The 24,876-nt window shown below is 42.9% G+C and carries 22 protein-coding genes; 14 read left to right on the top strand and 8 right to left on the bottom strand.

What is annotated here, in order from left to right; genetic code table 11:
• Nucleotides 1–119: 119 nt before the first annotated feature.
• Nucleotides 120–797, bottom strand: coding sequence for a tRNA (adenine(22)-N(1))-methyltransferase (locus tag OV592_RS12840; RefSeq protein WP_406608840.1), 678 nt, complete (start codon nt 795–797; stop codon nt 120–122).
• Between the two features lie 313 nt (nt 798–1,110).
• Between OV592_RS12840 and OV592_RS12835 the strand changes: the two genes are divergently transcribed.
• From OV592_RS12835 to OV592_RS12805, 7 genes are all read left to right on the top strand, one after another.
• Nucleotides 1,111–2,160 carry a porin gene (locus OV592_RS12835; RefSeq protein ID WP_406608839.1) on the top strand — a complete coding sequence of 350 codons (1,050 nt, stop codon included), beginning with the start codon at nt 1,111–1,113 and terminating at the stop codon, nt 2,158–2,160.
• Between the two features lie 216 nt (nt 2,161–2,376).
• A complete protein-coding gene (locus OV592_RS12830) occupies nt 2,377–2,649 on the top strand; it encodes a hypothetical protein (RefSeq protein ID WP_406608838.1) in 273 nt (90 codons plus the stop codon).
• A 362-nt stretch (nt 2,650–3,011) separates the two neighbouring features.
• A complete protein-coding gene (locus OV592_RS12825; RefSeq protein ID WP_040306877.1) occupies nt 3,012–3,263 on the top strand; it encodes a DUF4212 domain-containing protein in 252 nt (83 codons plus the stop codon).
• Nucleotides 3,264–5,000, top strand: coding sequence for a sodium:solute symporter family protein (locus OV592_RS12820; protein WP_016400517.1), 1,737 nt, complete (start codon nt 3,264–3,266; stop codon nt 4,998–5,000).
• 156 nt (nt 5,001–5,156) lie between these two features.
• Entirely contained in the window at nt 5,157–5,597 is a 441-nt protein-coding gene (locus tag OV592_RS12815; protein WP_016400516.1) for a hypothetical protein, read from the top strand.
• 75 nt (nt 5,598–5,672) lie between these two features.
• On the top strand, nt 5,673–6,563 hold the full coding sequence (locus OV592_RS12810; protein ID WP_406608837.1) for a LysR family transcriptional regulator: 891 nt from the start codon (nt 5,673–5,675) through the stop codon (nt 6,561–6,563).
• Between the two features lie 129 nt (nt 6,564–6,692).
• On the top strand, nt 6,693–6,935 hold the full coding sequence (locus OV592_RS12805; RefSeq protein ID WP_406608836.1) for a hypothetical protein: 243 nt from the start codon (nt 6,693–6,695) through the stop codon (nt 6,933–6,935).
• Between the two features lie 4 nt (nt 6,936–6,939).
• Here the strand turns inward: OV592_RS12805 and OV592_RS12800 are convergent, their stop codons facing one another.
• Complete coding sequence (locus OV592_RS12800; protein WP_406608835.1) at nt 6,940–7,335, bottom strand: SufE family protein; 396 nt, start codon at nt 7,333–7,335, stop codon at nt 6,940–6,942.
• Nucleotides 7,328–8,542 carry an aminotransferase class V-fold PLP-dependent enzyme gene (locus OV592_RS12795; RefSeq protein ID WP_406608834.1) on the bottom strand — a complete coding sequence of 405 codons (1,215 nt, stop codon included), beginning with the start codon at nt 8,540–8,542 and terminating at the stop codon, nt 7,328–7,330. The genes OV592_RS12800 and OV592_RS12795 overlap by 8 nt, the downstream gene beginning before the upstream one ends.
• Nucleotides 8,543–8,650: 108 nt before the next feature.
• On the opposite strand from OV592_RS12795, the gene OV592_RS12790 reads away from it, so the two are divergent.
• Nucleotides 8,651–9,829 carry a GGDEF domain-containing protein gene (locus OV592_RS12790; protein ID WP_406608833.1) on the top strand — a complete coding sequence of 393 codons (1,179 nt, stop codon included), beginning with the start codon at nt 8,651–8,653 and terminating at the stop codon, nt 9,827–9,829.
• A gap of 56 nt (nt 9,830–9,885) precedes the next feature.
• On the top strand, nt 9,886–11,301 hold the full coding sequence (nhaD, locus tag OV592_RS12785; protein WP_016400510.1) for a sodium:proton antiporter NhaD: 1,416 nt from the start codon (nt 9,886–9,888) through the stop codon (nt 11,299–11,301).
• A 57-nt stretch (nt 11,302–11,358) separates the two neighbouring features.
• On the opposite strand, the gene OV592_RS12780 is transcribed toward nhaD, so the two are convergent.
• The 3 genes from OV592_RS12780 to OV592_RS12770 are packed head-to-tail and all read right to left on the bottom strand — an operon-like array spanning nt 11,359 to nt 16,078.
• A complete protein-coding gene (locus OV592_RS12780; RefSeq protein ID WP_406608832.1) occupies nt 11,359–12,858 on the bottom strand; it encodes a SpoVR family protein in 1,500 nt (499 codons plus the stop codon).
• A gap of 7 nt (nt 12,859–12,865) precedes the next feature.
• Nucleotides 12,866–14,137: a YeaH/YhbH family protein gene (locus OV592_RS12775; RefSeq protein ID WP_152782342.1), complete on the bottom strand. Its 1,272-nt coding sequence runs from the start codon at nt 14,135–14,137 to the stop codon at nt 12,866–12,868.
• Between the two features lie 18 nt (nt 14,138–14,155).
• Nucleotides 14,156–16,078, bottom strand: coding sequence for a PrkA family serine protein kinase (locus OV592_RS12770; RefSeq protein WP_016404012.1), 1,923 nt, complete (start codon nt 16,076–16,078; stop codon nt 14,156–14,158).
• Nucleotides 16,079–16,839: 761 nt separating this feature from the next.
• On the opposite strand from OV592_RS12770, the gene OV592_RS12765 reads away from it, so the two are divergent.
• The 3 genes from OV592_RS12765 (at nt 16,840) to OV592_RS12755 (ending at nt 20,498) form a co-directional block, all read left to right on the top strand.
• Complete coding sequence (locus OV592_RS12765; RefSeq protein WP_406608831.1) at nt 16,840–18,519, top strand: sodium:solute symporter family protein; 1,680 nt, start codon at nt 16,840–16,842, stop codon at nt 18,517–18,519.
• 204 nt (nt 18,520–18,723) lie between these two features.
• Complete coding sequence (locus OV592_RS12760; RefSeq protein ID WP_406608830.1) at nt 18,724–20,136, top strand: esterase/lipase family protein; 1,413 nt, start codon at nt 18,724–18,726, stop codon at nt 20,134–20,136.
• A gap of 20 nt (nt 20,137–20,156) precedes the next feature.
• Nucleotides 20,157–20,498 (top strand): hypothetical protein, encoded by a 342-nt coding sequence (locus tag OV592_RS12755; protein WP_406608829.1) that lies wholly within the window; start codon nt 20,157–20,159, stop codon nt 20,496–20,498.
• 3 nt (nt 20,499–20,501) lie between these two features.
• Here the strand turns inward: OV592_RS12755 and OV592_RS12750 are convergent, their stop codons facing one another.
• On the bottom strand, nt 20,502–21,734 hold the full coding sequence (locus OV592_RS12750) for a carbohydrate porin (RefSeq protein WP_406608828.1): 1,233 nt from the start codon (nt 21,732–21,734) through the stop codon (nt 20,502–20,504).
• A gap of 236 nt (nt 21,735–21,970) precedes the next feature.
• Between OV592_RS12750 and OV592_RS12745 the strand changes: the two genes are divergently transcribed.
• Both OV592_RS12745 and OV592_RS12740 read left to right on the top strand, forming a co-directional pair.
• Complete coding sequence (locus tag OV592_RS12745) at nt 21,971–22,171, top strand: bacterioferritin-associated ferredoxin (RefSeq protein WP_406608827.1); 201 nt, start codon at nt 21,971–21,973, stop codon at nt 22,169–22,171.
• Nucleotides 22,172–22,304: 133 nt separating this feature from the next.
• Nucleotides 22,305–23,285 (top strand): MDR family oxidoreductase, encoded by a 981-nt coding sequence (locus tag OV592_RS12740; protein ID WP_406608826.1) that lies wholly within the window; start codon nt 22,305–22,307, stop codon nt 23,283–23,285.
• A 74-nt stretch (nt 23,286–23,359) separates the two neighbouring features.
• Here the strand turns inward: OV592_RS12740 and OV592_RS12735 are convergent, their stop codons facing one another.
• Nucleotides 23,360–24,304: a LysR family transcriptional regulator gene (locus OV592_RS12735; RefSeq protein ID WP_338621528.1), complete on the bottom strand. Its 945-nt coding sequence runs from the start codon at nt 24,302–24,304 to the stop codon at nt 23,360–23,362.
• Nucleotides 24,305–24,876 lie beyond the last annotated feature (572 nt).

Here is a 24,876-nt window from a genome sequence, read left to right as displayed (position 1 = left end):
AGCAGTGAACGGATAGCACTGCACAAAAGCGAGCGATTCTAGCATAGGCGACTCAAAATGTTGCTTTGTAGATCAATATTAGATTTAAATTTTTTATCTTTATTAAATGGCGTGTTGATTTAGCTGTTATCTAGCGAGCTTTTCGTTTGTAATGTTTCATAGGCTCGCAGAGCTGGATGAACCGTTTTTCCGCCCATACGGCGGTAATGTGCAATGGTTTTATTCAAGTAGGCTCTATGTTCGGGCTTAGACAAGTCCCACATTGCGTCACCAACATGGCTGATTGGTGAACTGGCGGTGGTAGAAAGATGCAGTATTTCGTAATAGCGGCGGTTCTCTTCTATTAGCTGTTCATCAATTAAACCAAAGCCATTGCTCTGTAAAAACTGTCGAAGTTCATATTGATAATGTACTGGGCAAATAATCAATTCAAAGTCCACAGCGTGGTTGTGTTCTAGTATCCCCTTTAACAATTGAATGCATAGCTCGCCACCAACTCCCGCGATTATAACCAGTTGGCTGCCATTTTTACTGAGTTTTAGTTGGGCTACGTCTTGGCAATGTACTTGCCATGGGCTGGTTAAGCTAGATGATGAATAGGCAAGGTGCTGCTGCAATTGTTGCTCTAGTTGTTGGCATATTTGTGGCACGCAATCCACAAAGTGCACACAGCTGGCACTGTTGCGTTTTACCAGCTCTGCGCCTAATAAACCGTGGTCGCAACAGCAATCCCATATATCTTGGTAGTGCTTTATCACGCGTTGGTTAATTGCTGTCAAACGTTTACTCGTTTTCACCCATCCCTCCTCAGTAAGGCTATGAATACTAGTTAATTGTTAATTAGTGGCAAGAATTTTTTCCAGGAACTTTAGGGCTTAATAGGGGGAATTAGCTCAAACCTGTTAGTAAATATTGTTTTTTGACGTTTTTGTTACTTTAGTTGCTGATATTAACGACTAATAACTATTCCGCTATTTTATGCTTTCAATTAGTTAACTGGTTATTTTTTGGTTTGTTACTACGCTGAATTTTGGGGGCTTTAACTGTTAGCACACTTTTGTTCCCCAATTGTTAAGAGTTAATGAAAAAACTCAAACCAAGGAGTAAACCATGAATAAGGTAATTGCAGGGCTTGCACTTAGTGCAATGGCAGGTAGCGTTTCGGCCGCTACTATTTATGAAAATGGTAAAACTAATGTAAGTATAGGTGGGTACTTAGGGATAGAGGCATTTTATCAAGCGGGCTATGGAGATAAAGATAAGTCATTTGAGTTACAGAATAAGACCTCGCGGATCCGTTTCGCATTTGAACACGAAATGGTGCAAAACTGGATTGCAGGTGCGCAGCTAGAGTGGGGTTTTAACCCAACCGAGGGCTCAAGTGAAGAAGATCCATTGTTTAGTAACCGCTTAGGTAACATTTATTTCAATAACGATGGTTTTGGCGAAATTAGAGTTGGGAAGCAGTGGTCAGCTTATTATGATATTGCTGTGTGGACCGATCAATTTTGGAAGTTTGGTGGTGAAGCGTCGGGTACTTATGATGGTCGAAATGGTGGCGATGAGTCGGGCATGGGGCGTGCCGATGAAGCCCTTGTCTATCGCAAATCTTTTGGCGGCTTTGGCTTAGCAGCTCAATATCAGTTTGAGAAAGATGCTTCAGCGAGAGACTATGGTTACCAGCTAAGTGGTAAGTATGACTTCGACTTTGGTTTATCTATTGGTGCGGCATACGCTGCCAATGGCTATGACAATACTAAAGCGGGCTATGTAGGGGCTGCAGACCAAGATAAGGCTACTTCTTGGTTAGCCGGAGCGGTGTATGAGTCCGACATGTTCTATTTAGCGGGCACTTACGGTGAGTATGAAAACTTGAGCCGTAAATTTAGCACCCTTGCTGATAAGGCCAACGGTATAGAATTGATTGGTTTCTACAAAATAGATGGTGGGCTTTACCATGTTTACGCGGGCTACAATGGTTTAGAAGACAAAACCAGTGGTAGTCAGGGTGAGTTAAGTTATGCCGTAGGTGGAGTGGGGTGGAAGCCCGGCCAAGTTCTTTTAGCTCTAGAGTATAAGTTTGGTCTAGAAAATAAAGACGCATTAGGTGCAGATAAAAAACAAGACGAGATGTCGATACAAGCCCGATACTACTTCTAGCCAAGTAACAGTAACTAGCGGTCTAAGCTATTTATAGCCGTTTACAAAACAAGAAGGTTTGCATTAAGCAGAAGTCGCTTGTTGTAGCCAATAAAAGGCATTGCACTTTTCATCGCAATGCCTTTTTTGTTATCGAAATACCACTAATTATTCTTGGTCAACTCGCCACTGTGTGTAGACCTGCTACAATCCTTTCTTTTTTGCACGAGACTTAAGATGAAGTGGGTAACCATATCCTTTTTGGTAATAATTGCCTTAGTTAATTTTGGCCCTAGGGTTAACGCCATGTTCTATTCAAAACCTGATACTACGGTTGTATTTAACAGTGGTTGTTTTCTGCAAGGGGAGTTGCGTGTTGATCCAGTGAGTCTTTCGTACTTTATTGTATTAGATGATGGTCAAGAACTATCGTTTGCCGACGATAGTTACGCTGAAATTTCTTCTGAAGAGAATCCGGTTGATATTTCTGAATTGAATTATTGTGTGTAGTTAACAAACTGTTAACTAAAACTTGCCTAGCCTGTCTATTCAGGCTTTTTTCCGCTTAGCTTTGTTTTCTTGAGCCTTCTTTAATTATTCACCGTATCCCTCTATTGCTTCTTTAAGTGTTGAATTCCTGCGTCTAGATCTCAATTTTTACTTGTATTCAAGGACTTTAGACTAAAGATTAATACCTAGTCTGTTAATCGTTTGTTAACTTTTTCTTCGATAGGCTTGAATTGAGTTTATATGTGCATCTATTCCACTAGCCGCAGATGAAAACTTAATGATTTGTTCGGCCGTTAACATGTTGTTTACATATTTATTGGCACAAAATTGCGAGGCTTTTATAGCTTGCTTGGAGAAATATCATGGAAGAACAGACTACATATTGGCAAGAAAACTTGCGCCTAATATTTACCTGTCTCGTCATATGGTTTGTGGTTTCATTTGGTTTTGGCTTACTTCTAGTTGAGCCGCTAAATGAAATTCGCTTAGGCGGATATAAACTGGGCTTTTGGTTTGCACAACAGGGCTCAATTTATACCTTTGTGGCTTTGATTTTTTGGTATACCGCCAAAATGAATAAGCTCGACAAAAAATACCATGTTGAGGAGTCATAAATGGACGAGTTAAAACTCTATACTTATATCGCTGTATTTGGCTCCTTTGGCCTGTACTTCGCCATTGCTTGGTGGGCTAGAGCAGGCTCTACCAGTGACTTCTACGTTGCTGGTGGTGGTGTTACGCCTATCCAAAATGGTATGGCAATTGGTGCTGACTGGATGAGTGCAGCTTCGTTCATTTCTATGGCGGGTTTAATTGCCTTCCTAGGATATGGTGGTTCTGTTTTTCTAATGGGCTGGACCGGCGGCTATGTGCTGCTAGCAATGTTACTAGCTCCTTATATGCGTAAGCATGGTAAGTTTACGGTGCCTGAGTTTATTTCCGATAGATACTACTCAAAAGGTGCGCGTATTGTTGCGGTATTGTGTTTGATTATCGCATCGCTTACTTACATTATCGGCCAAATGAAAGGTGTTGGTGTTGCCTTCTCTCGCTTCTTAGAAGTTGAGTACGATATGGGTTTATACATTGGCATGTTTGTAGTTTGGGTTTACGCGGTATTAGGCGGCATGAAGGGTATTACTTACACTCAGATTGCTCAATACTGTGTACTAATTTTTGCTTACACCATTCCTGCCGTGTTTATTTCACTGCAGTTAACCGGTAATCCGATTCCGCAGATCGGTTTGGGTAGCACCCTGGCTGATGGTAGTGGTGTTTACTTACTCGATAAGCTAGATATGGTGGTTACCGATCTTGGCTTTAAAGAGTACACAACCGACAACCTAGGTGGCACTCTAAACATGTTTGCCTATACCTTGTCACTAATGATTGGTACTGCAGGCTTACCTCACGTAATCATGCGCTTCTTTACTGTGCCTACCGTTCAAGCGGCCCGCTCTTCTGCTGGTTATGCTCTAGTGTTCATTGCTATTTTGTACACTGTTGCGCCAGCTGTAGGTGCCATGGCTCGTTTCAACTTAATGAACACTATTGTTCCTGAAGCCGGTGATAACTTGGTATATGACGAACGTCCACAGTGGTTCAAAGATTGGGAAAACACTGGTCTGCTGAAGTTTGAAGACAAGAACGGTGACGGCAAAATCCAATATGTTGCTGATAAAGAAACTAATGAAATGGTGAAAGTAGACCGCGACATTATGGTACTTGCTAACCCAGCTATTGCTAACCTACCTAACTGGGTAATTGCATTAGTAGCTGCTGGTGGTTTGGCGGCTGCGCTCTCAACCGCTGCTGGTTTGTTGTTGGCTATTTCATCCTCGATATCTCACGACTTAATGAAAGGGGTGCTCACGCCTAACCTCTCAGATAAGAATGAGTTGCTGGCAGGGCGAATAGTGATGACACTTGCCATCTTGGTGTCCGGTTATCTCGGTTTAAATCCGCCTGGATTTGCCGCAGGTACCGTTGCACTCGCCTTTGGTCTAGCCGCTTCGTCTATCTTCCCAGCGTTGATGATGGGTATCTTTGCTAAGAAAATGAGTGGTACCGCTGCGGTAGCCGGGATGTGCTCAGGTATTGGTGTAACAATGCTTTACGTATTCCAACATAAAGGCATTATGTTTATCCCTGGTACTTCATTCTTAGGGGATATGGGACCAAACTGGTTCTTGGGTATTTCGCCAAATGCCTTTGGTGTAGTAGGTGCTTTGGTTAACTTTGGTGTTGCCTTCGCAGTATGTAAAGTAACCGGTCCTGCTCCACAGCATATTCAAGATATGGTTGATAACTTCCGTGTACCACATGGTGCAGGCGCAGCTCACGATCATTAAGCTTGAATTGAACTAATCCCTAGTAAGCAAAAGGCTCCCTAGAGGGAGCCTTTTTTTGCGGTGGAACTTGGTAAAAATAATTAATTTTCAATATGATAGTGTTAAAGAGTGAACTTGGTTAGCATCACTCAATAAGGTTGATTACAGGAAGTAACAATGAACAGACACACTAAGTTGGCTATGTTAGTGATGCCGTTTTTGGCAATTGGCGGGTATATCGCATCGGATATTTATTTGGAGCATGATGCAGAAAAAGAGCGTGTTTTCCAACTAAGTACCTATGGTCACTGTGACATCATTAACCAAAAGTGTATTCTTGAATCCGGTGATTTTCAGCTCAATATCAGTGATGAAGCAGGAACAACCACGGTTAATTCTACCTTTCCTTTAGATAGTGCCACCTTCTTTATTGTAAGTAGTGCAAATGTAGTAACCGCTTACCCACTAGGCATGAGTGATAGCCCTTATTACTGGAGAAGCCCCACCGAATTACGCGAATTGATCCCTAACCAGGGAGATAGCTATAAGTTACGTATTATTGCCAATATTAAAGGCGGAAAATACATTAGTGAGTTTTATAGCCAAACAATTAAGTAGTTGACCGCTGGGAAAAGCAAACTGCTAGTGCTAACATTTAATCAATAAAAACAAAGCATTGTTCCTAGGTACTGCATGCATATTACTCCCGAGCGTTTAGTTTATTTGGTGACAGTAGCTGAGACGCGTTCTTTCTCTGCAGCCGCACGTAAACTGGGTGTAAGCCCTTCAGCAGTGAGCCAATTGATTCAAAACATGGAGTTGGATTTAAATATTCGACTTTTTGACCGTGTTTCTGGCCAAGCGCCAACCTTAACTGACGTAGGGCGCACGCTTTACGTTCAGGCTTTGGAGATTGTTCCACGCTTACAAGCTATGGAGAAAAAAGCTCAGTCTTACCATGAGGGGATTGAAGACAAATTAACCATTGGTGTATCGGGTTATAGCTTTTTTCCAGAGTATGGAGAGGCGATAAAAAGCTTGTTAGCTAAGTTTCCGCAACTAAATGTGAAGATCATTGATGTAGATGAGTTCGACTCCCATAATTTTGGTGAAGAAGGGGAGGTAGACATTCTTATTACTCCTGCTGAGCTTATTCCACGTCGCGGAGTAGAGAGTGTTATGATTGGCCGAATTAAATGGTTGTGTGTTTGCGCGCCAAGCCATCCGCTTGCTAAGATAAAACATGCTTTATCTATTCAAGATCTCCTATCGCAAATTCAAATAACTCCTGCGGTGTCTAACTTTATTACTGAAGATTTAGCTGAGTCAGTGCGCCTTAGTTCTCAGGTGGTTAATTGTTCAAGAATGTACCAATTTAAGCAGCTGTTGCTTAATGGCGTTGGCTTTGGTTTGTTCCCCGAGCCTTTAGCTAGAACCTACATTGCCAATAATCAACTGGTTGAGTTAGAACGAGATTTTATTGTGGATGACTTTGAGTGGCCAATTGAAGTGGTTTGGAGTCAAGCTCTTGGTCCTGCTGGAGAATGGTTTATTGAGCACCTGACGGAGCAAAACAGCGAATAAACTAGCGATAAATCTAAGTAAATAGCTAACCGGATCATTAAATGTTTAATTTGTTGTGATTAATTGCAGATGATCAAATACACTTAAGCAATAAACTAAATTTCCCATAGAAAGAAATAGGAACCAGTAGTGAGCTCTAATCAAAAATGTCCATCTTGCGGTGGCCATAAACCAGCATTAATGGCCTGTCGTGATTGTGGATTTACCTATAGTGTAACGAGCCGTCCACCTGCAACCACCAAGCCAGTACCTCAAGCTAAACCAGTACCTAGAAGTGAATACAGGGCGGTGATGGAAGAAGGCGGTGCTAAATCAAAAGTTGTGATTAAAACCAAAAAACGCCGCACTTATACCATTCCTAGCGAAGAGTAACCGCTTAGCTTAACTTTGCGATTCTCTGCAATATCGCCGTTATTCCATTGTTTCTCGATTCACTTAAATGATGCGCTAAGCCAAGCTTATCTAAAGTTTGGCTAAATGTTATTTGAGTGTTTTCAGCATCCTGCGCAAAGCTGGCTAGCACGATCACCAGTAAACCTTTGATGATTTTCGCATTACTATCAACCAGTAGCTGCGTATTGGCATAATACAGCCACACATCACTTTCGCAGCCTTGCACTAAGTTTTCTTGTATTTGGTATTGAGAGTCCATCGGGCCCAGTAGTTTGCTTAACAGCAGCAGTTGGCGGTAACGCTCTTCCCAAGACTTACAATTAACAAAGCGCTGTTCAATCTGTTCTATGTCTAGTTCAACTTGCGGTGCTCTATTCACCAAACAACTCCATAATTTTATCAATTGCTTCTATCGCTTGGTCGATATCTTGTTGATTGTTATATAAGCCAAGTGACAAACGAATACTGCCTTCTGGAGACAAACGACTGCTTAAGGGCATTGCGCAATGATGGCCACAGCGCAAAGCAACATTGTATTGGTCAAATAGGGTGGCAGCATCTTGAGGGTGAACACCTTGCAAGTTGAAGGCAATTAAACCAACTCTCATCATCGGTTCACCAACCAGTTCAACCTTAGGGTGCTGTTTAAGCTGCTGTAGCGCATAAGCTAATAATTGGCGCTCGTGACTAAGACGCTCTTTTAAAGGGAACTGTGCTAAGAACTTAATGGCTGAGGCCAAACCTATCGCACCAGCAATGTTTGGGGTCCCCGCTTCTAGGCGATAAGGAAGACTGTTCCAGGTGCTGGTTTCAAAAGACACCTTACTTATCATCTCTCCACCAAACACGCTGGGCTCGAGCAGCCCTAAGGCTTCTTCGCTTCCATATAGCGCGCCAATGCCAGTTGGCCCATATAACTTGTGTCCAGAAAACAAATAATAGTCACAACCTAAGCGATTAACGTCAACGTCTAAGTGGGCTACAGCTTGTGCGCCATCCACCACTATTTTTGCGCCGAACTGGTGGGCTAGCCTAGATAATTCGGGTATTGGCTGCATAGCACCAATACTGTTTGATACATGGGCAACGGCAACAATTTTACATTTGTCGCTAAGTTGCTGGCGAACGTAAGCTAAATCTATATCGCCATTGTCTAGTACAGGAATTACTTTCAGATTCGCCTTACGCTTAAAGGCTAGTTGCTGCCAAGGTACTAAGTTTGAGTGATGCTCGAGCTCGCTAACCCAAATTTCGTCGCCTTCATCAACTAAATGGGCGAGGCCATCTGCCAGTAGGTTGGCAGCTTGAGTTGTTCCGCTGGTCCAAATAATATTTTGCGCTTTAGCGCCAATAAATTCTGCAAGTGTTTTCCTTGCTAATTCAAAGGCATTGGTAGCATGTCGAGCAAAGCTATGACTTGCTCTATGTACATTGGCATGACCTTGGCGGTAATATTGTTCAATGTCTTTTAAGACAACTTCAGGGACTTGAGTTGAAGCTGCGCTATCAAGGTATGCAAATGGCTGATTAGTACCGTTTAATGACGGGAAAAACTGTCGATAGCGAGTATGCTTAAGTGAAGTCACAATGATTCTTTGTTTGGCAATTAAAGCCGATATTGTAGCCCTAGGCGCAAATCTAAACTAGTTTATATCGGTGTTCTCTTTGATTTAACAACAGGAGTTAAAGGAAAGATGCAACAGCCACAAGTTATGCAAGCGTGGAAAAGCGTATTTATGGGCTTTTCTTCCTCAAGCCAAGAGCGGCAATTTGCTAACTGGCAGTGGCAACAACAGCGCCAACATCTCTTTTGGGTTCAATCGCTCTATTGCTTGTGTGTTATTTCTTATCTTTTTCAATCGGGTGTACTTGCTTCTTGGTGGCAACAAGCCAATATAGGCGCATCTTTAGCATTAAGCATTTGGTTTTGTTATCAAATGTTGCTCACCTGGCGTGGTTTAAAGTTGGTGACGGCTCGCTCAGCCCATGCCTTGTTAGCCGGCCATGCAGTGATTCATTTCGCTTTAGTCTTCGCGTTAATGCATGGTGGAGAGGAGCTGCAGTTTAGTGCCGTTCCCGATTGGTTAGTTTACAGCCTACCGCTACTGTTTATTTGTTTCTATTTACCTATCTTGCTCGCAGTTATGTTGATAGTTGTTGCTACTTTGCTCACTTTGAGTGGTGTTGAGCCCTTAAACGCAAGCCAAGTACAAAATTGGCCTTATGTCGAGCTGCCAAATGCCTTAGTGAACTGTTTATTGGTATGTATCATCGTTTGTCTTTGTCATGCCTTGTGGCGTCATCGCTATACTCATGAACAAGGTTTAGATTTGTTTCAAGAGAAAGAACAGCCAAGTAGCGAAAACCTGCCTTTGTTTAAGCAATCTATCGATACCGATGAGCTGACTGGCTGTGCTAACTTTGCCCGCTTTAAACAGTTTTCTGAGATAGAAATTGAACGTACCTCTCGTTATCAGAATGCCTATTCTATTGTTTTGATTAACGTCAATCATTTTAGTCGATACCGTGATAAATTAGGCGCTGATGAAGCTGATAAGTTATTGGTTAAACTAGCGAATTTTTTACAATCTAAGGTACGCAAAGTTGACTTGTTAGCGCGTTGCGAAAAAGATCAGTTTGTTATTGGTTTACCTGAATCTAGCTTGTACCAAGCTTTGGATACTGCAGAACGGATCCACGATGCTTTAGGTAGCGAATTTTGGCTCAACTATCTTGATGAGTTAGAACTTGGCTCTCGGTTGGGGGTGGCTTGCGTAGATGGCACTGCCAACAATATTGAGGCACTAATAAGCAAAGCTGAAAATGCAATGAACAATCATCGAAGTGCCAGCGCCCTAAGCTACGGACGCTAGAACGAAATCTTTATCAATCTAAAACAAATGAGCATTCGCCTAAGGAGTGGGATTTAATGCGTATATTGTTGCCTCTGCTATTGTTGTTTTTTTCTTCTGCTAGTTATGCCGCTGATGGCTTGAGCTTAACCTCGTCTTGGGTGGGCTATAGCGCCTTAGTCATTTTTGCCATTGCTTACTTATTGGTGATGAGTGAAGAGGTTATTCATCTAAGAAAGTCGAAACCCGTGCTGGTCGCCGCAGGCTTAATTTGGTTTTTGATTGCTATTTATTATCGCGGCTCTGGTCACGAAGAGCTGGTAACCGATGCCTTTCGCCATAACTTATTGGAGTTTTCAGAATTAATGCTGTTCTTGCTGGTGGCGATGACATACATCAATGCCATGGAGGAACGACGCTTATTCGATGCATTGCGAGCTTGGCTGGTTAGTAAAAAGCTGAGTTATCGTAAGCTGTTTTGGTTAACGGGCTGCTTAGCCTTTGTTATTTCGCCGGTGGCTGATAACCTTACCACTGCACTACTGATGTGTGCGGTGGTGACTAAAGTAGCGCAAGGTAATAGCCGGTTTATTAACTTAGCGTGTATCAATATTGTTGTTGGCGCTAATGCTGGTGGCGCATTTAGTCCTTTTGGTGATATTACTACCCTGATGGTTTGGCAAAAAGGTTTGGTTACTTTTGGTCAGTTCTTCGATTTGTTAATCCCTTCATTTGTTAATTTTGTTATTCCTGCCTTTATCATGTCGATGTTTGTTTCTGCTGAAGCAGTAGAAGCAGAACACGAAGAAGTTGAATTAAAACGCGGTGCAAGACGAATTGTAGGTTTGTTTTTAATAACAATTGCCACAGCTGTAATGGGGCATAGCTTGTTCCACATGCCACCGGTAATGGGCATGATGATGGGCTTAGGTTACTTACAGTTCTTTGGTTTCTTCTTGCGCAAAACACTTGCGTCTAGCTTGCATAAAAAAGCCGTTGATGCGATTTCTCATCGTGATGATGCCCGATTAAAAGCCTTAGGCAGTGTAGTGCCCTTTGATATTTTTAACCGGGTAGCGCGGGCCGAGTGGGACACCTTATTGTTCTTCTACGGCGTGGTTGTTTGTGTTGGTGGTCTTGGATTTATTGGTTACCTAGAAATGGCATCTAACACCATGTACTTAAATTGGGACCCAACCTACGCCAATATCGCCGTTGGGGTATTAAGTGCCATTGTAGATAACATCCCAGTGATGTTTGCAGTTCTTACCATGGAGCCAGCAATGTCCTTAGGCCAATGGTTATTGGTGACGCTAACCGCAGGGGTGGGTGGTAGCATGTTATCGATTGGCTCTGCGGCAGGGGTTGCGTTAATGGGGCAGGCTAGAGGCCACTATACCTTTATTAGCCACCTGCGCTGGGCACCGGTTATTGCCTTAGGTTATGCCGCATCTATTGTTTGCCACTTAATGCTGAATAAAGCGTTGTTCTAAATTCCCTTTAAATAAAAAAGGCCACCATATGGTGGCCTTTTTTTATAAACAGCATTGTTATTCTTGTGCTGGGCAGCGGGCTATTTCTTGTACGTCGCCTTTATCATCACTTTGCTCGAGAATCACATCGAAGCCCCATAAGCGATGAAGGTGTTTAATCACCTCATCTTTGCTTTTGCCTAGTGGAATGCCTTGATGAGGGACGTAGCGTAAGGTAAGTGAACGGTCCCCACGAAGGTTTACGTTATGAACTTGAATATTAGGTTCAATGTTACTTAGATTGTATTGGGCACTGAGCGCTTCACGCACTTTTTGGTAGCCATGGTCATCATGAATGGCTTTAACTTTTAAGTAGGGCTTGTTTTCGTCATCATCGAGGGTGAATAGTTTTAAGTCACGTATTACCTTAGGCGATAAGTACTGGCTAATAAAACTTTCATCCTTAAAGTTTTGCATAGCAAAGTGTAGGGTTTGAAGCCAATCACTGCCCGCGATATCGGGGAACCATTTGCGGTCCTCATCGGTGGGCGACTCACATATTCTACGGATATCGGTCATCATAGCGAAACCCAGCGCGTAAGGGTTTATCCCGTTAAAATATGGACTGTTATAAGCCGGTTGCATTACTACGCTGGTGTGGCTGTGTAAAATTTCAAGAATAAAACGCTCGCTCACTTGTCCATGGTCGAACATATGATTAGTGATGGTGTAATGCCAGAACGTAGCCCATCCTTCATTCATCACTTGAGTTTGTTTTTGAGGGTAAAAATACTGACTGATTTTTCTTACTATGCGAACAATTTCTCGCTGCCAAGTCTCCAATAAGGGGGCATGTTTTTCGATGAAGTAGAGAATGTTTTCTTCTGGAGAAGCTGGGAAACGCTGACGCTTTTCTACGTTTGGATCTTCTTTGGTAGGAATGGTTTTCCACAGTTCATTGATTTGGCTCTGTAAGTATTCTGCTCGAGCGTCTTGGCGAGATTTTTCCTCTTCCATTGAAATTGGGCTAGGGCGCTTGTAACGGTCGACACCGTAATTCATTAGAGCGTGGCAAGAGTCGAGCAAGTCTTCAACCGCTTGTACACCATGGCGAGCCTCGCACTTGCTAATGTAGTTTTTGGCAAATACCAGATAATCGATGATTGAGCTGGCATCGGTCCAAGTTTTAAACAGGTAGTTGTTTTTGAAAAAACTATTGTGGCCAAAGCAGGCATGGGCGATAACTAAAGCCTGCATTGGCATGGTGTTTTCTTCCATTAAGTAAGCAATACAAGGGTCTGAATTAATAACAATTTCGTAGGCCAAGCCCATTTGGCCGCGTTTGTAGGTTTGTTCAGTTTGGATGAATTTTTTGCCATAGGACCAGTGGTGATAACCAATCGGCATACCTACGCTGGAATAGGCATCCATCATTTGCTCGGCGGTAATTACTTCAATTTGATTAGGATAGGTATCTAATTGATAGTGTTGTGCAACCTTCTCAATTTCTTGATGATAAAGCTCAAGCATTTCAAAGGTCCAATCTGGTCCATCGGGCAACATCTTTGTTTTGCTCATAAGGGCCTCACACAGTGGCTTTTTTGAAGAGGTCTCTAAATGTCGGCAATATTTCCTCGGCATTTTTCACATGACGAATAGAGAAGTTAGGGAAAATTTCACTGAGTTGTTCGTATTCGTGCCACAAGCTTTGGTGGGCACGGCTGGTTATTTCTATGTAAGCGTAATGACGACTTAGAGGTAGCAGGGTCTTCTCCAGTAATGCGCGACACTTGGGTGAATCATCTGCCCAGTTATCGCCGTCGGAAGCTTGTGCTGCGTATATGTTCCATTGGTTTTGCGGGTAGCGCTCTTCAATAATCTTATCCATTAAGTTAAGTGCGCTAGAAACAATGGTGCCACCGGTTTCTTGAGAGTAGAAAAATTCATGCTCATCAACTTCTTTAGCTTGAGTGTGGTGGCGAATAAACACTACCTCGATTTTTTCGTAACTGCGGGTCAAAAATAGATAGAGCAGTAAGTAGAAACGCTTGGCAATGTCTTTGGTGGCTTGGTCCATAGAGCCAGAGACATCCATTAAACAAAACATCACCGCTTGGCTGCTTGGTACTGGGTGTTTAGCAAAGTTATTAAATTTAAGATCGAAGGTATCGATAAATGGGATGTTCGAAAGTTTGCGTTTTAATACCTCGATTTCTGCTTTTATCGCTTCAATCTCACTATGTGGAACTTGCGAGTCTGATTGGCTTTGTTCAAGTTGTTGTTCCAATGCACGTAAGCGCTTGCGCTTGTCTCCTCCCATCGCCATTCGTCGCGCTAGCGAGTTTTGTAAAGAGCGCACAATATTTATATTGGCTGGCACCCCGTCGTTGGTAAAGCCGGCGCGGGCGGTGCGGTATTCAACAATGCTATCTACGTCTGTTTCTTGAAGATTGGGTAGCTCCAAATCGTCAAATAGAATATCAAGGTATTCGTCTTTGGAAATGTTAAATTGAAATTCTTCGGTGCCTTCACCTTGGTCACTGGCCTCACCATCACCTGGTCCTCCTGCTCCTTCTCCTCCGGGAGGACGTTCTATTTTGTCGCCAGTTCCAAACTGATCGTTACCAGGTAGGGTGCGTTGGCGATGTCCCCCTTCACCTTGGTGAAAAAAGGGCTCGGTAATATCTTTATGAGGAATGCTTATGCTTTCGCTGTTCTCCAAGTCTTGGATACTGCGCTGATTAACCGCATCGTTTACTGCGCGTTTAATTTGGCTTTTATAGCGGCGAATAAAGCGCTGGCGGTTCACCGCGCTTTTATTCTTACCATTTAAACGTCGATCGATAAAATGAGCCATAGGCGCCCTCCATCAAATCTAAGACGATTTACGAACGCGTAAATACCATTCCGACAACAAGCGCACTTGTTTGCGGGTGTATCCTTTCTCCATCATTCGGGCAACAAAATCATCGTGTTTCTGTTGGTCGTCGGCAGAGGTTTTAGTATTGAATGAAATAACAGGTAGCAAGTCTTCGGTATTCGAGAACATTTTCTTCTCGATAACAGTGCGAAGTTTTTCGTAGCTGGTCCAGTTAGGGTTTTTGCCGTCATTGCCCGCGCGAGCGCGGAGTACAAAGTTGACGATTTCATTACGAAAATCTTTGGGGTTACTAATACCCGCAGGTTTCTCTATTTTTTCTAGCTCGGCATTGAGTGCGGCGCGGTCAAATAGTTGGCCAGTATCAGGATCTCGATACTCTTGGTCTTGAATCCAAAAGTCGGCGTAAATAACGTAGCGGTCAAAAATGTTTTGTCCGTATTCTGAGTACGACTCTAAATAAGCGGTTTGAATTTCTTTGCCGATAAAGTCGACGTACTTAGGAATTAAGTAGCCTTTTAAGTGTTCTAAGTAGCGGTCTGCCACTTCTTGGCTATATTGCTCGCGCTCTATTTGTTGTTCAAGCACATAGAACAGATGCACTGCGTTAGCCGCCACCTCGGTGGTATCAAAATTAAATACTCGCGATAGTATCTTGAAGGCGAAACGGGTAGATAAACCCTCCATGCCTTCATTTACCCCGGCAAAGTCACGATACTCCTGATAAGACTTGGCTTTAGGATCGGTGTCTTTAAGTGTTTCACCGTCGTAAACTCGCATTTTTGAATAGATGCTTGAGTTCTCTGGGTCTTTAAGCCGCGATAGGACTGAAAACTGCGATAATAACTCCAAGGTGCTAGGAGCACATTTGGCTGTGTTTAACTCACTATTATCCAGTAGTTTTTGATAAATTTTTATCTCTTCGCTTACTCGTAAGCAATAAGGCACTTTTACAATATAAACACGGTCTAAAAAGGCCTCGTTGTTTTTGTTGTTTTTAAAGCTTTGCCACTCGGATTCATTTGAGTGAGCCAAAATAATGCCTTCGAAGGGAATTGCCGAGAGCCCTTCGGTACCGTTGAAGTTACCTTCTTGGGTGGCGGTGAGTAGAGGGTGTAGCACCTTAATAGGCGCTTTAAACATCTCTACAAACTCCATTAAACCTTGGTTAGCTCTACATAGTGCGCCTGAGTAGCTGTAGGCATCGGGGTCGTTTTGCGCAAAATGTTCTAATTGGCGAATGTCTACTTTACCCACCAGAGATGAAATATCTTGATTGTTTTCATCGCCGGGCTCAGTTTTAGCTATCGCAATTTGGTTGATGATAGATGGGTAGCATTTTACCACCTTGAACTTAGTAATATCCCCACCGTATTCATTTAAACGTTTGGCCGCCCAAGGAGACATAATGGTTTTTAGATGGCGCTTACTAATGCCGTATTCTTTTTCTAGAATGTTGCCATCTTCATTAGCGTCAAATAGACAAAATGGGTGGTCGTTTACTGGCGAGCCTTTTAAGCGGTAGATAGGTACTTGTTGCATAAGGGCTTTGAGCTTTTCGGCTAAGGATGACTTACCACCGCCTACTGGACCCAACAAGTAAAGTATTTGCTTGCGCTCTTCAAGACCTTGAGAAGAGTGTTTTAGATAAGAGACAATTTGTTCAATGCTGTCTTCCATCCCGTAAAATTCTTTAAAAGCGGGATAACGAGCAATAATACGGTTGGAGAAAAGCCGGCTTAGGCGTGGGTCTTTAGAGGTATCTACCATTTCTGGCTCGCCAATGGCGAGCAAAAGGCGTTCTGCCGCACTGGCGTAAGTACTTGGTTGTTCTTTACAAAGTGTTAAAAACTGGTCGAGGGATAACTCTTCTTCTTGAGCCTGCTCGTAACGCTGTTGATAGTGGTCAAAAATACTCATGGCCTAGGCCTCCTAAATACAAGCTATCTCTATAAAAGATAGAATTTGGAAACAAAAGATTTCATGAAGCGCTAAAATAAGTTTATACCATGGCAAAAATAAATTTCTAAAAAATAAGCATTTTTTTAAAAACCTTTAGTCATTAATTGTTGCCATCCTGTCTGTTCAAGATTTCCCGCGCAAGGCTCTTTGAGTATTACAAACAGGCGTGATTTGCTTCGCTCTATTTAAGTAAAGTACGTTTAAAGAAATAAAAGAGATCGAAAAATGCATCGTTTCTTCAGCGTGTTAGGCTGCTCACATAAAGTTAATGAATTGTAAAATTTATAGTTGACCTACAAAATCAGCATGCTAATTTAGTTTAGTAGCTTGAACCTTCTAGCTTTGGTCGGCGAGCACTACATCGAGGGGAGTAGTGTTGAAGGTTTCCAAAAAGCACGTTTCCATTGGCTCTTGCTTTGCAAGAGCTCTTTTTTTGTCTTTTTTATAGAAATATCGCCCTGTTTATCATTGTTTAGACTAAAGGATGACAGAAGGGTTTTGGTCTTCTTTTTGTTTCTATTCAATAGCTTACGTTTGAATCTGTGAATTAGTAAAGCGCCTTTGCTATTGAGTGTCTCATCTATACCAAAGTATAAGTTTCAAGTGGCTAAATGCGCCCTAAGTTAATGCGTAACAATCTGTTAACTTTGGGTCTGTTTTGTTGGTGTCTCTTTTCGATTATCAGCATCTTAGCTCCAGTAGGATAAGTATCGCTAGATATGGACATTCAAACTTGGACTTCTTTATTCGTTGCGGCTAGTTTCACGCTGTATATGGTGATAGCCATTTGGGCTAAAGCCAACAATACCCAAGACTTCTACATTGCTCATGCTTGCATTCACCCGCTTACCAATGGCATGGCTACTGCTGCTACTTGGATGTCGGCGGCTTCTTTTATTTCTTTGGCAGGGGTTATTTCTTTTCTTGGCTATGATGGGGCCGTTTATTTAATGGGTTGGACGGGCGGATACGTGCTGCTAGCGGTATGTTTAGTGCCCTACTTGCATCGTTTTGGCCAATACTCTGTCGCCGATTTTTTTGGTCAGCGTTATTACTCTAAGCGGGCGAGAGTGCTAGCGGTAATATGCACGGTGTTCATTTCTTTTGTTTATGTTGCTGGGCAAATGCGCGGCGTTGGTGTGGTGTTTGCGCGCTTTTTAGAAGTGAACGTAAATTTAGGCATATTATTGGGCATGGCAATCGTGTTCTTTTACGCGGTGTGGGGAGGAATGAAGGGCATTACCTATACCCAGGTTGCGCAATACTGCGTATTGGTTTTTGCCTTTTTGGTTCCCGCTATTTTTACATCAATAGCCTTAACTGGGCAGGTGTTTCCACAGTTTGGCTTAGGTAGCAATGTTAGTGGAGCTTCAAATGTTTATTTGTTAGATAAGCTTGATGGTTTATCTGAAGAGTTAGGTTTTGCCAAGTTTACCAATGGCACCCGAAATCTGAGTGATCAAGTGTTTATCACTGCTGCATTGATGATGGGAACTGCTGGATTACCGCATATAATTGTACGGTTTTTCACTGTCGCTAAAGTAGCGGAAGCCAGAGCATCTGCCGGTTATGCCTTAGCTTTTATTGCCGTATTGTACACCGCAGCACCGGCGGTGGGAGCCTTTGCAAAAGTCAATATTATAGAGTCTATCAACGGCTTGGATTCAAACGGCATTGCTGAAGAACAACAACCCAGCTGGTTAGCTCATTGGCAGCAAGCTGGCCTGGTGGAGTGGCGAGATGAAAATGGTGATGGCCGTTTGTTTTACTCGGGAGATCAGCGCAATGAAGTCACCATTAATCAAGATATTGTGGTGCTGGCCTCACCGGAGTTAGCACAGTTGCCAAACTGGGTCGTGGCCTTGGTTGCTGCGGGAGGTTTAGCAGCAGCACTTTCTACCGCTGCAGGCCTGTTACTGGTGATTGCTAGCTCGATATCACATGATTTAGTGAAACAAACTTGGCAAAAAAAACTTAGTGATAAACAGGAACTGAAAGTGGCACGCTGCTGCGCAATTTTAGCAATTTGCGCTGCTGGCTATTTAGGCATTAACCCTCCGGCCTTAGTTGCGGAAGTGGTTGCTATTGCTTTTGGTTTGGCGGCTAGCTCGCTGTTCCCAGCCATTGTTTTAGGTATATTTGTTAAGTCCATTGGGCGTACAGCGGTAATAAGCGGCATGCTGAGCGGCATGAGTATCACCTTGGCTTACGTGGGTTTCTTTAAGTTTGTATCTCCAGCCCTAAACCATTCGGAGTACTGGCTTTGGGGGATTTCTCCAGAGGGAATTGGCGCCCTGGGAATGCTCGTAAATTTTGCGATAGTGTTTATTGTCCAGCGCTATACTCAGCCAGCGCCCGTTAGTGTTCAAAACTTAGTGCTTAGATTGCGTAAGCCATAGCTCTACCGCGTTTTTGCTGTCCACTATCTACTACAGCCTCATCGCGCCTTTTCTCGTTACTTACATCGCACTTTGCTATTGGCTTACCTAGGCTATGCAATAGTGTAAAAGGGTGATTGCTTTTTTTTAACTTACGGTTAACAATCGTTTGCGAAAAAAACTAAGCTTTTGAATTAGCTATTTAAATTACATGGACGTAATACGATGAAATTGATTTTTGTGCATGGCTGGAGTGTGACTAATACCTCCACATACGGCGAGCTACCACAGTCTTTAGTGGCTAAAGCTAGCGCTGCAGGTTTGCAGCTAGATTTAGAACATATCTATTTAGGTAAATACATTAGTTTCCATGATGAAGTATCGATGGATGATATCGCGCGAGCTATGCAGCAAGCCTTATTGGATTTACCCGGTAACGAAACAGGCATTCAAGAGTTCTCTTGTATTACCCACTCTACTGGTGGGCCGGTTGTGCGTTCTTGGGTTGATAAGTATTACGGTGCGGCAGGTCTGGCTTCGTTACCGCTTAAGCATTTAGTGATGTTAGCACCAGCTAACCATGGCTCTAGTTTAGCTGTGTTAGGTAAACAGCGAGTTGGGCGTATCAAATCTTGGTTTGCGGGTGTTGAGCCAGGCCAAAGAGTATTAGATTGGCTGTGCCTGGGTAGCCAAGGTCAGTGGCAGCTAAATGAAAATGGCATGGCTTATGATTATGTTGGCAACAGCTTTTATCCCTTTGTATTAAGTGGGCAGGGGATTGATACTAAGTTCTATGATTTTTTAAATGGCTACTTGGTAGAGTCAGGCTCAGATGGCGTGGTACGCGTAGCGGGTGCCAATATGAATTACCGTTATTTTGCTCTAGAGCAGTCTGAAGAACAGCTGACAGGTTTTCAAGGTAAAGCATATCGACTAAATCCTAGCGAAGTTGAGCCTGTTCGGCGCCCTGCAGAAGTACCTATTGGGATACTAAGTGAATTTAGTCATTCAGGGACCAAAATGGGCATTATGGCGAATAAAGCGAGCTCTGCTAATCATCATATCGTTGTTGACCAAGTACTTGCATGTTTGCAAGTAAATAGTGCCAGTGATTATCAGCAACGCAGTACTGAGCTAACGCAGTTAAGCCAAACCGAACAAGCCAAAGTGCCGCTCGGTAAAAAGCGAACCATTGGTAAATATTGCATGTTGGTTGTACGGGTTAGAGACCAAACTGGCGAGCACATTCACAATGAAAACTACGATGTGTTGCTACTAGCAGGTAAAGGTTATAAACCTCATCAATTACCGGATGGTTTCTTTGTCGATAAGCAAATGAATAAAGCAACACATAGCTTGGTGTATTACATTGATGCCGACAAAATGTCGCAAATTAAAGATAACTGTTTTGGACTGCAAGTGATGGCTAGACCAAACAAGGGCTTTTCTTTTTACACCAACACCCAGTTTCGCTCTGAGGGTTTAGCCATCGATGAAGTGTGTGCTGCTAATCAAACCACCTATATCGATATCACCATTCATCGCGATGTCGATAAAAATGTGTTTAGGTTTGCGTCTGCTAAAGCGCCACGAGAAAGCTTTAAGAACATAAAACCCTCTGGTGATACTATTTCTTGAAACCGCAGGGAGTAAACTAGTTGTTTAAACTTATCGCAATAGCTTTAGCACTGTTTTATTGCATCTCAGCGAATGCAGGCTGTGGAAGAGATGTGTTTGAGTGCCGAGTTTATCAAGGTGATGAGATAACGCTTATGCCTTGTGAGATAAAAATCTGTGCCAGCGCTAACGATTCAACAATCTATTGGGCGCTGCAAGATGGCACCGAAATTTATGATCATGCGGAACAAGGCTTTAATGAAGTCACCATCAATAAGGAAGCGGCGCAGCAGCTTCCTAGTGACATCTTAAAAGACCCAGTAACTTGTTACAGTGCGTTGGGTAAGGCGATGGTTATATGTGCTGACGACGTATCGTTATAGGCACTACAGCATATAGCGAAGTCGTAAGCCCAAAATGGTATCTCCAGCAGTGTTAATGCCTTTGGTGGCTGCTTTGGTAAAGTAGTATTGAATATCAGGCGCAATGCTTAAGCGATTAGTCAGTTTTATATCGTAATAAATCTCGATGGACTTTTCGTTTCCGTGTTGTTTGCGGATCCTATCAACGGGTTCTACTTCGGCGTATCCAATGCCTAATACATCTTGGTTGTCTAACAAATCATTTATCACTAGGCCGGTCACGGCAACTGCTTTAGTTTTTGCTGCATAACGTTGATAAGAGCGATTGTAGCGAGCAAAGATGCCGAGATCGCCAAAGTCCTGGCTTACACTCAGAGATAAAGTTTGACCGGCCTTATTTGCCTCTAACTCATTTGCCGAGGTGTGTGAGCTAGTTGTATCGTCGATGTCTGCAAGACTGATTTTGTATTCACCTTCACCAAAGTCAAAGCTTGGTGTTAGCCCTAGCTCAAGATGGCGTACAAATTTCCCATCACTAAAGCTACGAATGTCGATATCTTTGCCGTTAGGTTTCGCATCGTTAAACCCCACCTGCACATAGGCCCATTGGTTTTGAACTGACAATGTCGCGCCTAGTGCACGTTGACCACTAGTCCAACTTAAGCCTTGGTGTGAAAATGGCGAGGCCATAAAGGTGCTACGATCATCACTTAGATATTTGTTGGTTGCCCATAGTCGGGTGGTGTAAAGGTGTCCTAGGCGATAGGTGAGTCCATGGTTTAGTAAGCTATGTTCCCACCATAAGCCGTTAATTGCGGTGATGTTTTGGTCTGGTCCTGTCATTCCACCATTTGGTTGACTTGGCCCTAATCCGACATCGTCGGAAAATTTTCGGGTATAGCTGTTGTTAAGCATGTTAACCATCACGCCGGCAAATACTAGCTTGCCGTAACCTTGTTGGTCTTCCCAAAATCGCTTGGTGATAATCAGGTCGGTTTCGTTATCAAGGTAGTTATGTCCATGGCCGTCGGTTTGGGCAATAGGCGCAATTTGAATTTGATAGTCTAAGCCATGATTTACCGACAAGTAACGTTTCATGCTTTGATAATTGCTTAGTTCATCGACATCACTCAGCAAGGGTTTGTGGTTGTAAGGGGAAACCTGTTTGGACAAATCTGCAAATTGTTGCGCTTGCAAACTCTTACTTAGTCCTAATGCTAACAGTGATAAACAAATCAGAATTTGTACGCTTTGCATGATGATGTCTCAGTAAATATTGAGTGACATATTCTCTTATGCAAACATCTAAGTGTTGAGTAAATTACGGTTTACTCCCGTTAATACAGTAAGTTAACGCTTTTTACCTAGCTGTTTGTTACCTAAAGTTACCTAGCTCCGGTTTTGCGTTCTGGTTAACACTCCAGTGTGTAACTGCTTAGCCAGTTAGCCTTGATTTAACGTTGCTTTAGTTTTTTGAATACAGGAGCAAACTTATGTGGGTGTGTTTATGTGAACAGATTAACGATCAAGCATTGACTGTTAGTTATGCGCAAGGCTTAAAAACAGTTAAGCAGTTAAAACAAGCAAAGCAGTTGGGCAACACTTGCGGTAAGTGCATTCGACTGGCAAAACAAAAGCTTGCTCAATTAGATAGCTCTCTTATTCAAGTAAGCCTGCTAACTTCGGCGCGCTAAGTAGCGAAGCGACTAAACTTTAGTCGTTATGAGTGTTGTACATGTATTAAATGATAAAAATTCATTTAATACATAGAGCTAGAGCGGCTACACTGATATTTGTAAATTTTGCTTACTAACTCGGAGCTCTACTATGTTTAAGGCACTCGTTCTCGATCAAGTTGAGAAACAAACCACTTCTAGCATTCGCCAACTTAATGATACCGACTTGCCCGAGAGTGACGTAATTGTAAAAGTTGATTATTCCTCACTTAACTATAAAGACGGCCTAGCCATTACTGGTAAAGGCAAAATTGTTCGCAATTTCCCTATGGTGCCCGGAATTGATTTAACCGGTACCGTTGAGCAATCTCACGACCCTCGTTACGCTGCTGGTGACAAAGTGGTGTTAACAGGTTGGGGAGTTGGTGAAGGCCATTGGGGTGGAATGGCAGAAAAAGCCAGTTTAAAAGCGGATTGGTTAGTTCCTCTGCCTGAAGGCTTAAGTGGTAAGCAAGCCATGATGGTAGGTACTGCTGGTTTTACCGCTATGTTATGTGTACAAGCCTTAGTTGATGCCGGTATTACGCCTGAATCGGGTGAAATTCTAGTTACAGGTGCTAGTGGCGGTGTTGGCTCGGTAGCCGTTACCTTACTTGCTAAGCTGGGATATAAAGTGGCTGCTGTTAGTGGTCGAATAGAACAAAATGGTGCTTTATTAAAAGAACTTGGCGCTAGTCGAATTATCGACCGTAGCGTGTTTGAAGAGCCAGCGCGCGCCTTAGAAAAACAAGTTTGGGCCGGTGCAGTTGATACCGTGGGTAGCAAGGTATTGGCTAAAGTACTGGCTCAAATGGATTACAATGGCGCCGTTGCCGCATGTGGCTTAGCTGGCGGCTTCGATTTACCGACTACGGTAATGCCGTTTATTTTGCGTAATGTTAGCTTGTTAGGCATAGATTCAGTGAGCTGCCCACGTGCGAAGCGGATTAAAGCGTGGCAACGTTTAGCTGAGTTGCTTCCAGATAGTTACTACCAGCAAGCGTGCACCGAAGTGGAATTAGAGCAAGTCGCGGAATACGCTGAAGCTATAACGAATGGCCAAGTCACTGGGCGGGTGGTTATCAAGCTTTAAAAACATAGTAACTTACGTCTAAGCCGATCTATAAGGTCGGCTTTTTTGTTGCTCTGCTTTTGATTGCTTAGCACCTATTCTACTAATCCCATGTCTTGCACTCGTTTGCTTATTAAGCGGCTACATTCTTGTTTAATTACATTGCGTAGCCAAATTTGCGGAGCAGAGTGCTCGCAGCGTGGGTGCCATAACAGTGAGTAGTCAAAAGGCTTAAATTCAAAAGGCAGCGGTTTAACTACCAGTTGATTCTTTTCCGCGACTAAATAGGCTAGATCAGCGGGAACCGTAATAATAACCGGGACTTGTTCACTAATTGCTAGGGCCGCTTCTAAGTGGTAGGCGCGAAGCAGCAGTTGTGGTTTATCTTGACCAGATAATGCTTCATCCAGCAAGCTTTTAACGCCATCGCTAATGGCTATCATCGCGTGTGGATAAGCCAAATACTCTTTTAGAGTGAGCTCTTTGTTTGCCAATGGGTGATGCTTGGCAAGTAAGCAAAATACACTCACTAAACCCAAACTATCTTTAGCAAGCGGGGCCACAGGTTTGGTAGGTCGACAAATCGCCATATCACAGCCATCTGCAGATAACTGTTGGGCGAGTTGTTCATGCTGCAGAGGAGCAAATTCGAGAGAGATATTCGGCGCTTCTTGATAAATCCTTGCTAGGGCAAAGGGCAGAATGGTTTGCATTGCATAGTCAGTAGTAGCAATGGTGAAATGTTGGCTGCATTCTGCTGGGTTAAACACGTTTGGGCTAAGTACCTGACGCAGGTTTTCTAAGGGACCTTGTAAGGCTTGATTCAATTCTAACGCTCGCTCAGTAGGCACCAAACCTTGCCCTTGGCGAATAAATAAAGGGTCATTGAGTAAGTCACGTAGGCGGGTTAATACTCTACTCATCGCCGATTGACTAAGACTCAAGCGGATAGCCGCTTTACTTACGCTACCTTCCTCGATGAGCACCTTTAAAGCTATGAGTAAGTTTAGGTCACGACGATAGATTTCTTCTAAGTCCATAATACTAAATACTGTCTAAACAATTGCTTAAGTATGCGTTATTTGCACAGGAGTCGGTATAAATCTTTGGTTTGAAGAAAGCTTTTAAAGAATTAATAACGAAGACGATTCAGTGTTGGAATGGGAGTTTAGCGCTTGGTTAAGTATTCTAACCGACAAACTGCGTCGGTTAGAACGTTAGTCTTATTCATGTTTTTTATCTTAATGGTGACTTTTTAGTATGGCTGCTACGTCCATTATTACTAAGTAAGAGGCGACTAATGCCAGGAATATTCCTACAAAAATCATAATGTTGTCCTTATTCTCGCGTTTAATTATTAAAACCAACAGTTCCGACAACAGTGCAATGAAGGTTTTAACGATGTATATCTTTCTTATTATTTTTTGCAGCGTATTTAGCTTATATCAGCTAGTACTCTGTTTTGCTATTAAAGCTACAAGCTTAAATAGTCATACAATTAAAGCCTATTTTTTAAACAGATGTCTGTGAGATTGATCTTGTTTTGCTTAAGAAATGGGGCATTTCAATCAGATTAGTGATGCTAAGCGCCTTAAGTAACAAAATTTGTTAG

This window comes from Agarivorans sp. JK6, from assembly GCF_045277145.1.
GTDB lineage: Bacteria > Pseudomonadota > Gammaproteobacteria > Enterobacterales > Celerinatantimonadaceae > Agarivorans > Agarivorans albus.
Note: the sequence above shows the minus strand (reverse complement) of the source record. Positions and strands in the feature narration are given on the sequence as shown.

Coding starts and splice junctions, on each gene's coding strand:
- OV592_RS12835 (WP_406608839.1), top strand. CDS start 1,111: ATGAATAAGGTAATTGCAGGGCTTGCACTTAGTGCAATGGCAGGTAGC.
- OV592_RS12830 (WP_406608838.1), top strand. CDS start 2,377: ATGAAGTGGGTAACCATATCCTTTTTGGTAATAATTGCCTTAGTTAAT.
- OV592_RS12825 (WP_040306877.1), top strand. CDS start 3,012: ATGGAAGAACAGACTACATATTGGCAAGAAAACTTGCGCCTAATATTT.
- OV592_RS12820 (WP_016400517.1), top strand. CDS start 3,264: ATGGACGAGTTAAAACTCTATACTTATATCGCTGTATTTGGCTCCTTT.
- OV592_RS12815 (WP_016400516.1), top strand. CDS start 5,157: ATGAACAGACACACTAAGTTGGCTATGTTAGTGATGCCGTTTTTGGCA.
- OV592_RS12810 (WP_406608837.1), top strand. CDS start 5,673: ATGCATATTACTCCCGAGCGTTTAGTTTATTTGGTGACAGTAGCTGAG.
- OV592_RS12790 (WP_406608833.1), top strand. CDS start 8,651: ATGCAACAGCCACAAGTTATGCAAGCGTGGAAAAGCGTATTTATGGGC.
- nhaD (WP_016400510.1), top strand. CDS start 9,886: ATGCGTATATTGTTGCCTCTGCTATTGTTGTTTTTTTCTTCTGCTAGT.
- OV592_RS12780 (WP_406608832.1), bottom strand. CDS start 12,858: ATGAGCAAAACAAAGATGTTGCCCGATGGACCAGATTGGACCTTTGAA.
- OV592_RS12775 (WP_152782342.1), bottom strand. CDS start 14,137: ATGGCTCATTTTATCGATCGACGTTTAAATGGTAAGAATAAAAGCGCG.
- OV592_RS12770 (WP_016404012.1), bottom strand. CDS start 16,078: ATGAGTATTTTTGACCACTATCAACAGCGTTACGAGCAGGCTCAAGAA.
- OV592_RS12765 (WP_406608831.1), top strand. CDS start 16,840: ATGGACATTCAAACTTGGACTTCTTTATTCGTTGCGGCTAGTTTCACG.
- OV592_RS12760 (WP_406608830.1), top strand. CDS start 18,724: ATGAAATTGATTTTTGTGCATGGCTGGAGTGTGACTAATACCTCCACA.
- OV592_RS12750 (WP_406608828.1), bottom strand. CDS start 21,734: ATGCAAAGCGTACAAATTCTGATTTGTTTATCACTGTTAGCATTAGGA.
- OV592_RS12745 (WP_406608827.1), top strand. CDS start 21,971: ATGTGGGTGTGTTTATGTGAACAGATTAACGATCAAGCATTGACTGTT.
- OV592_RS12740 (WP_406608826.1), top strand. CDS start 22,305: ATGTTTAAGGCACTCGTTCTCGATCAAGTTGAGAAACAAACCACTTCT.
- OV592_RS12735 (WP_338621528.1), bottom strand. CDS start 24,304: ATGGACTTAGAAGAAATCTATCGTCGTGACCTAAACTTACTCATAGCT.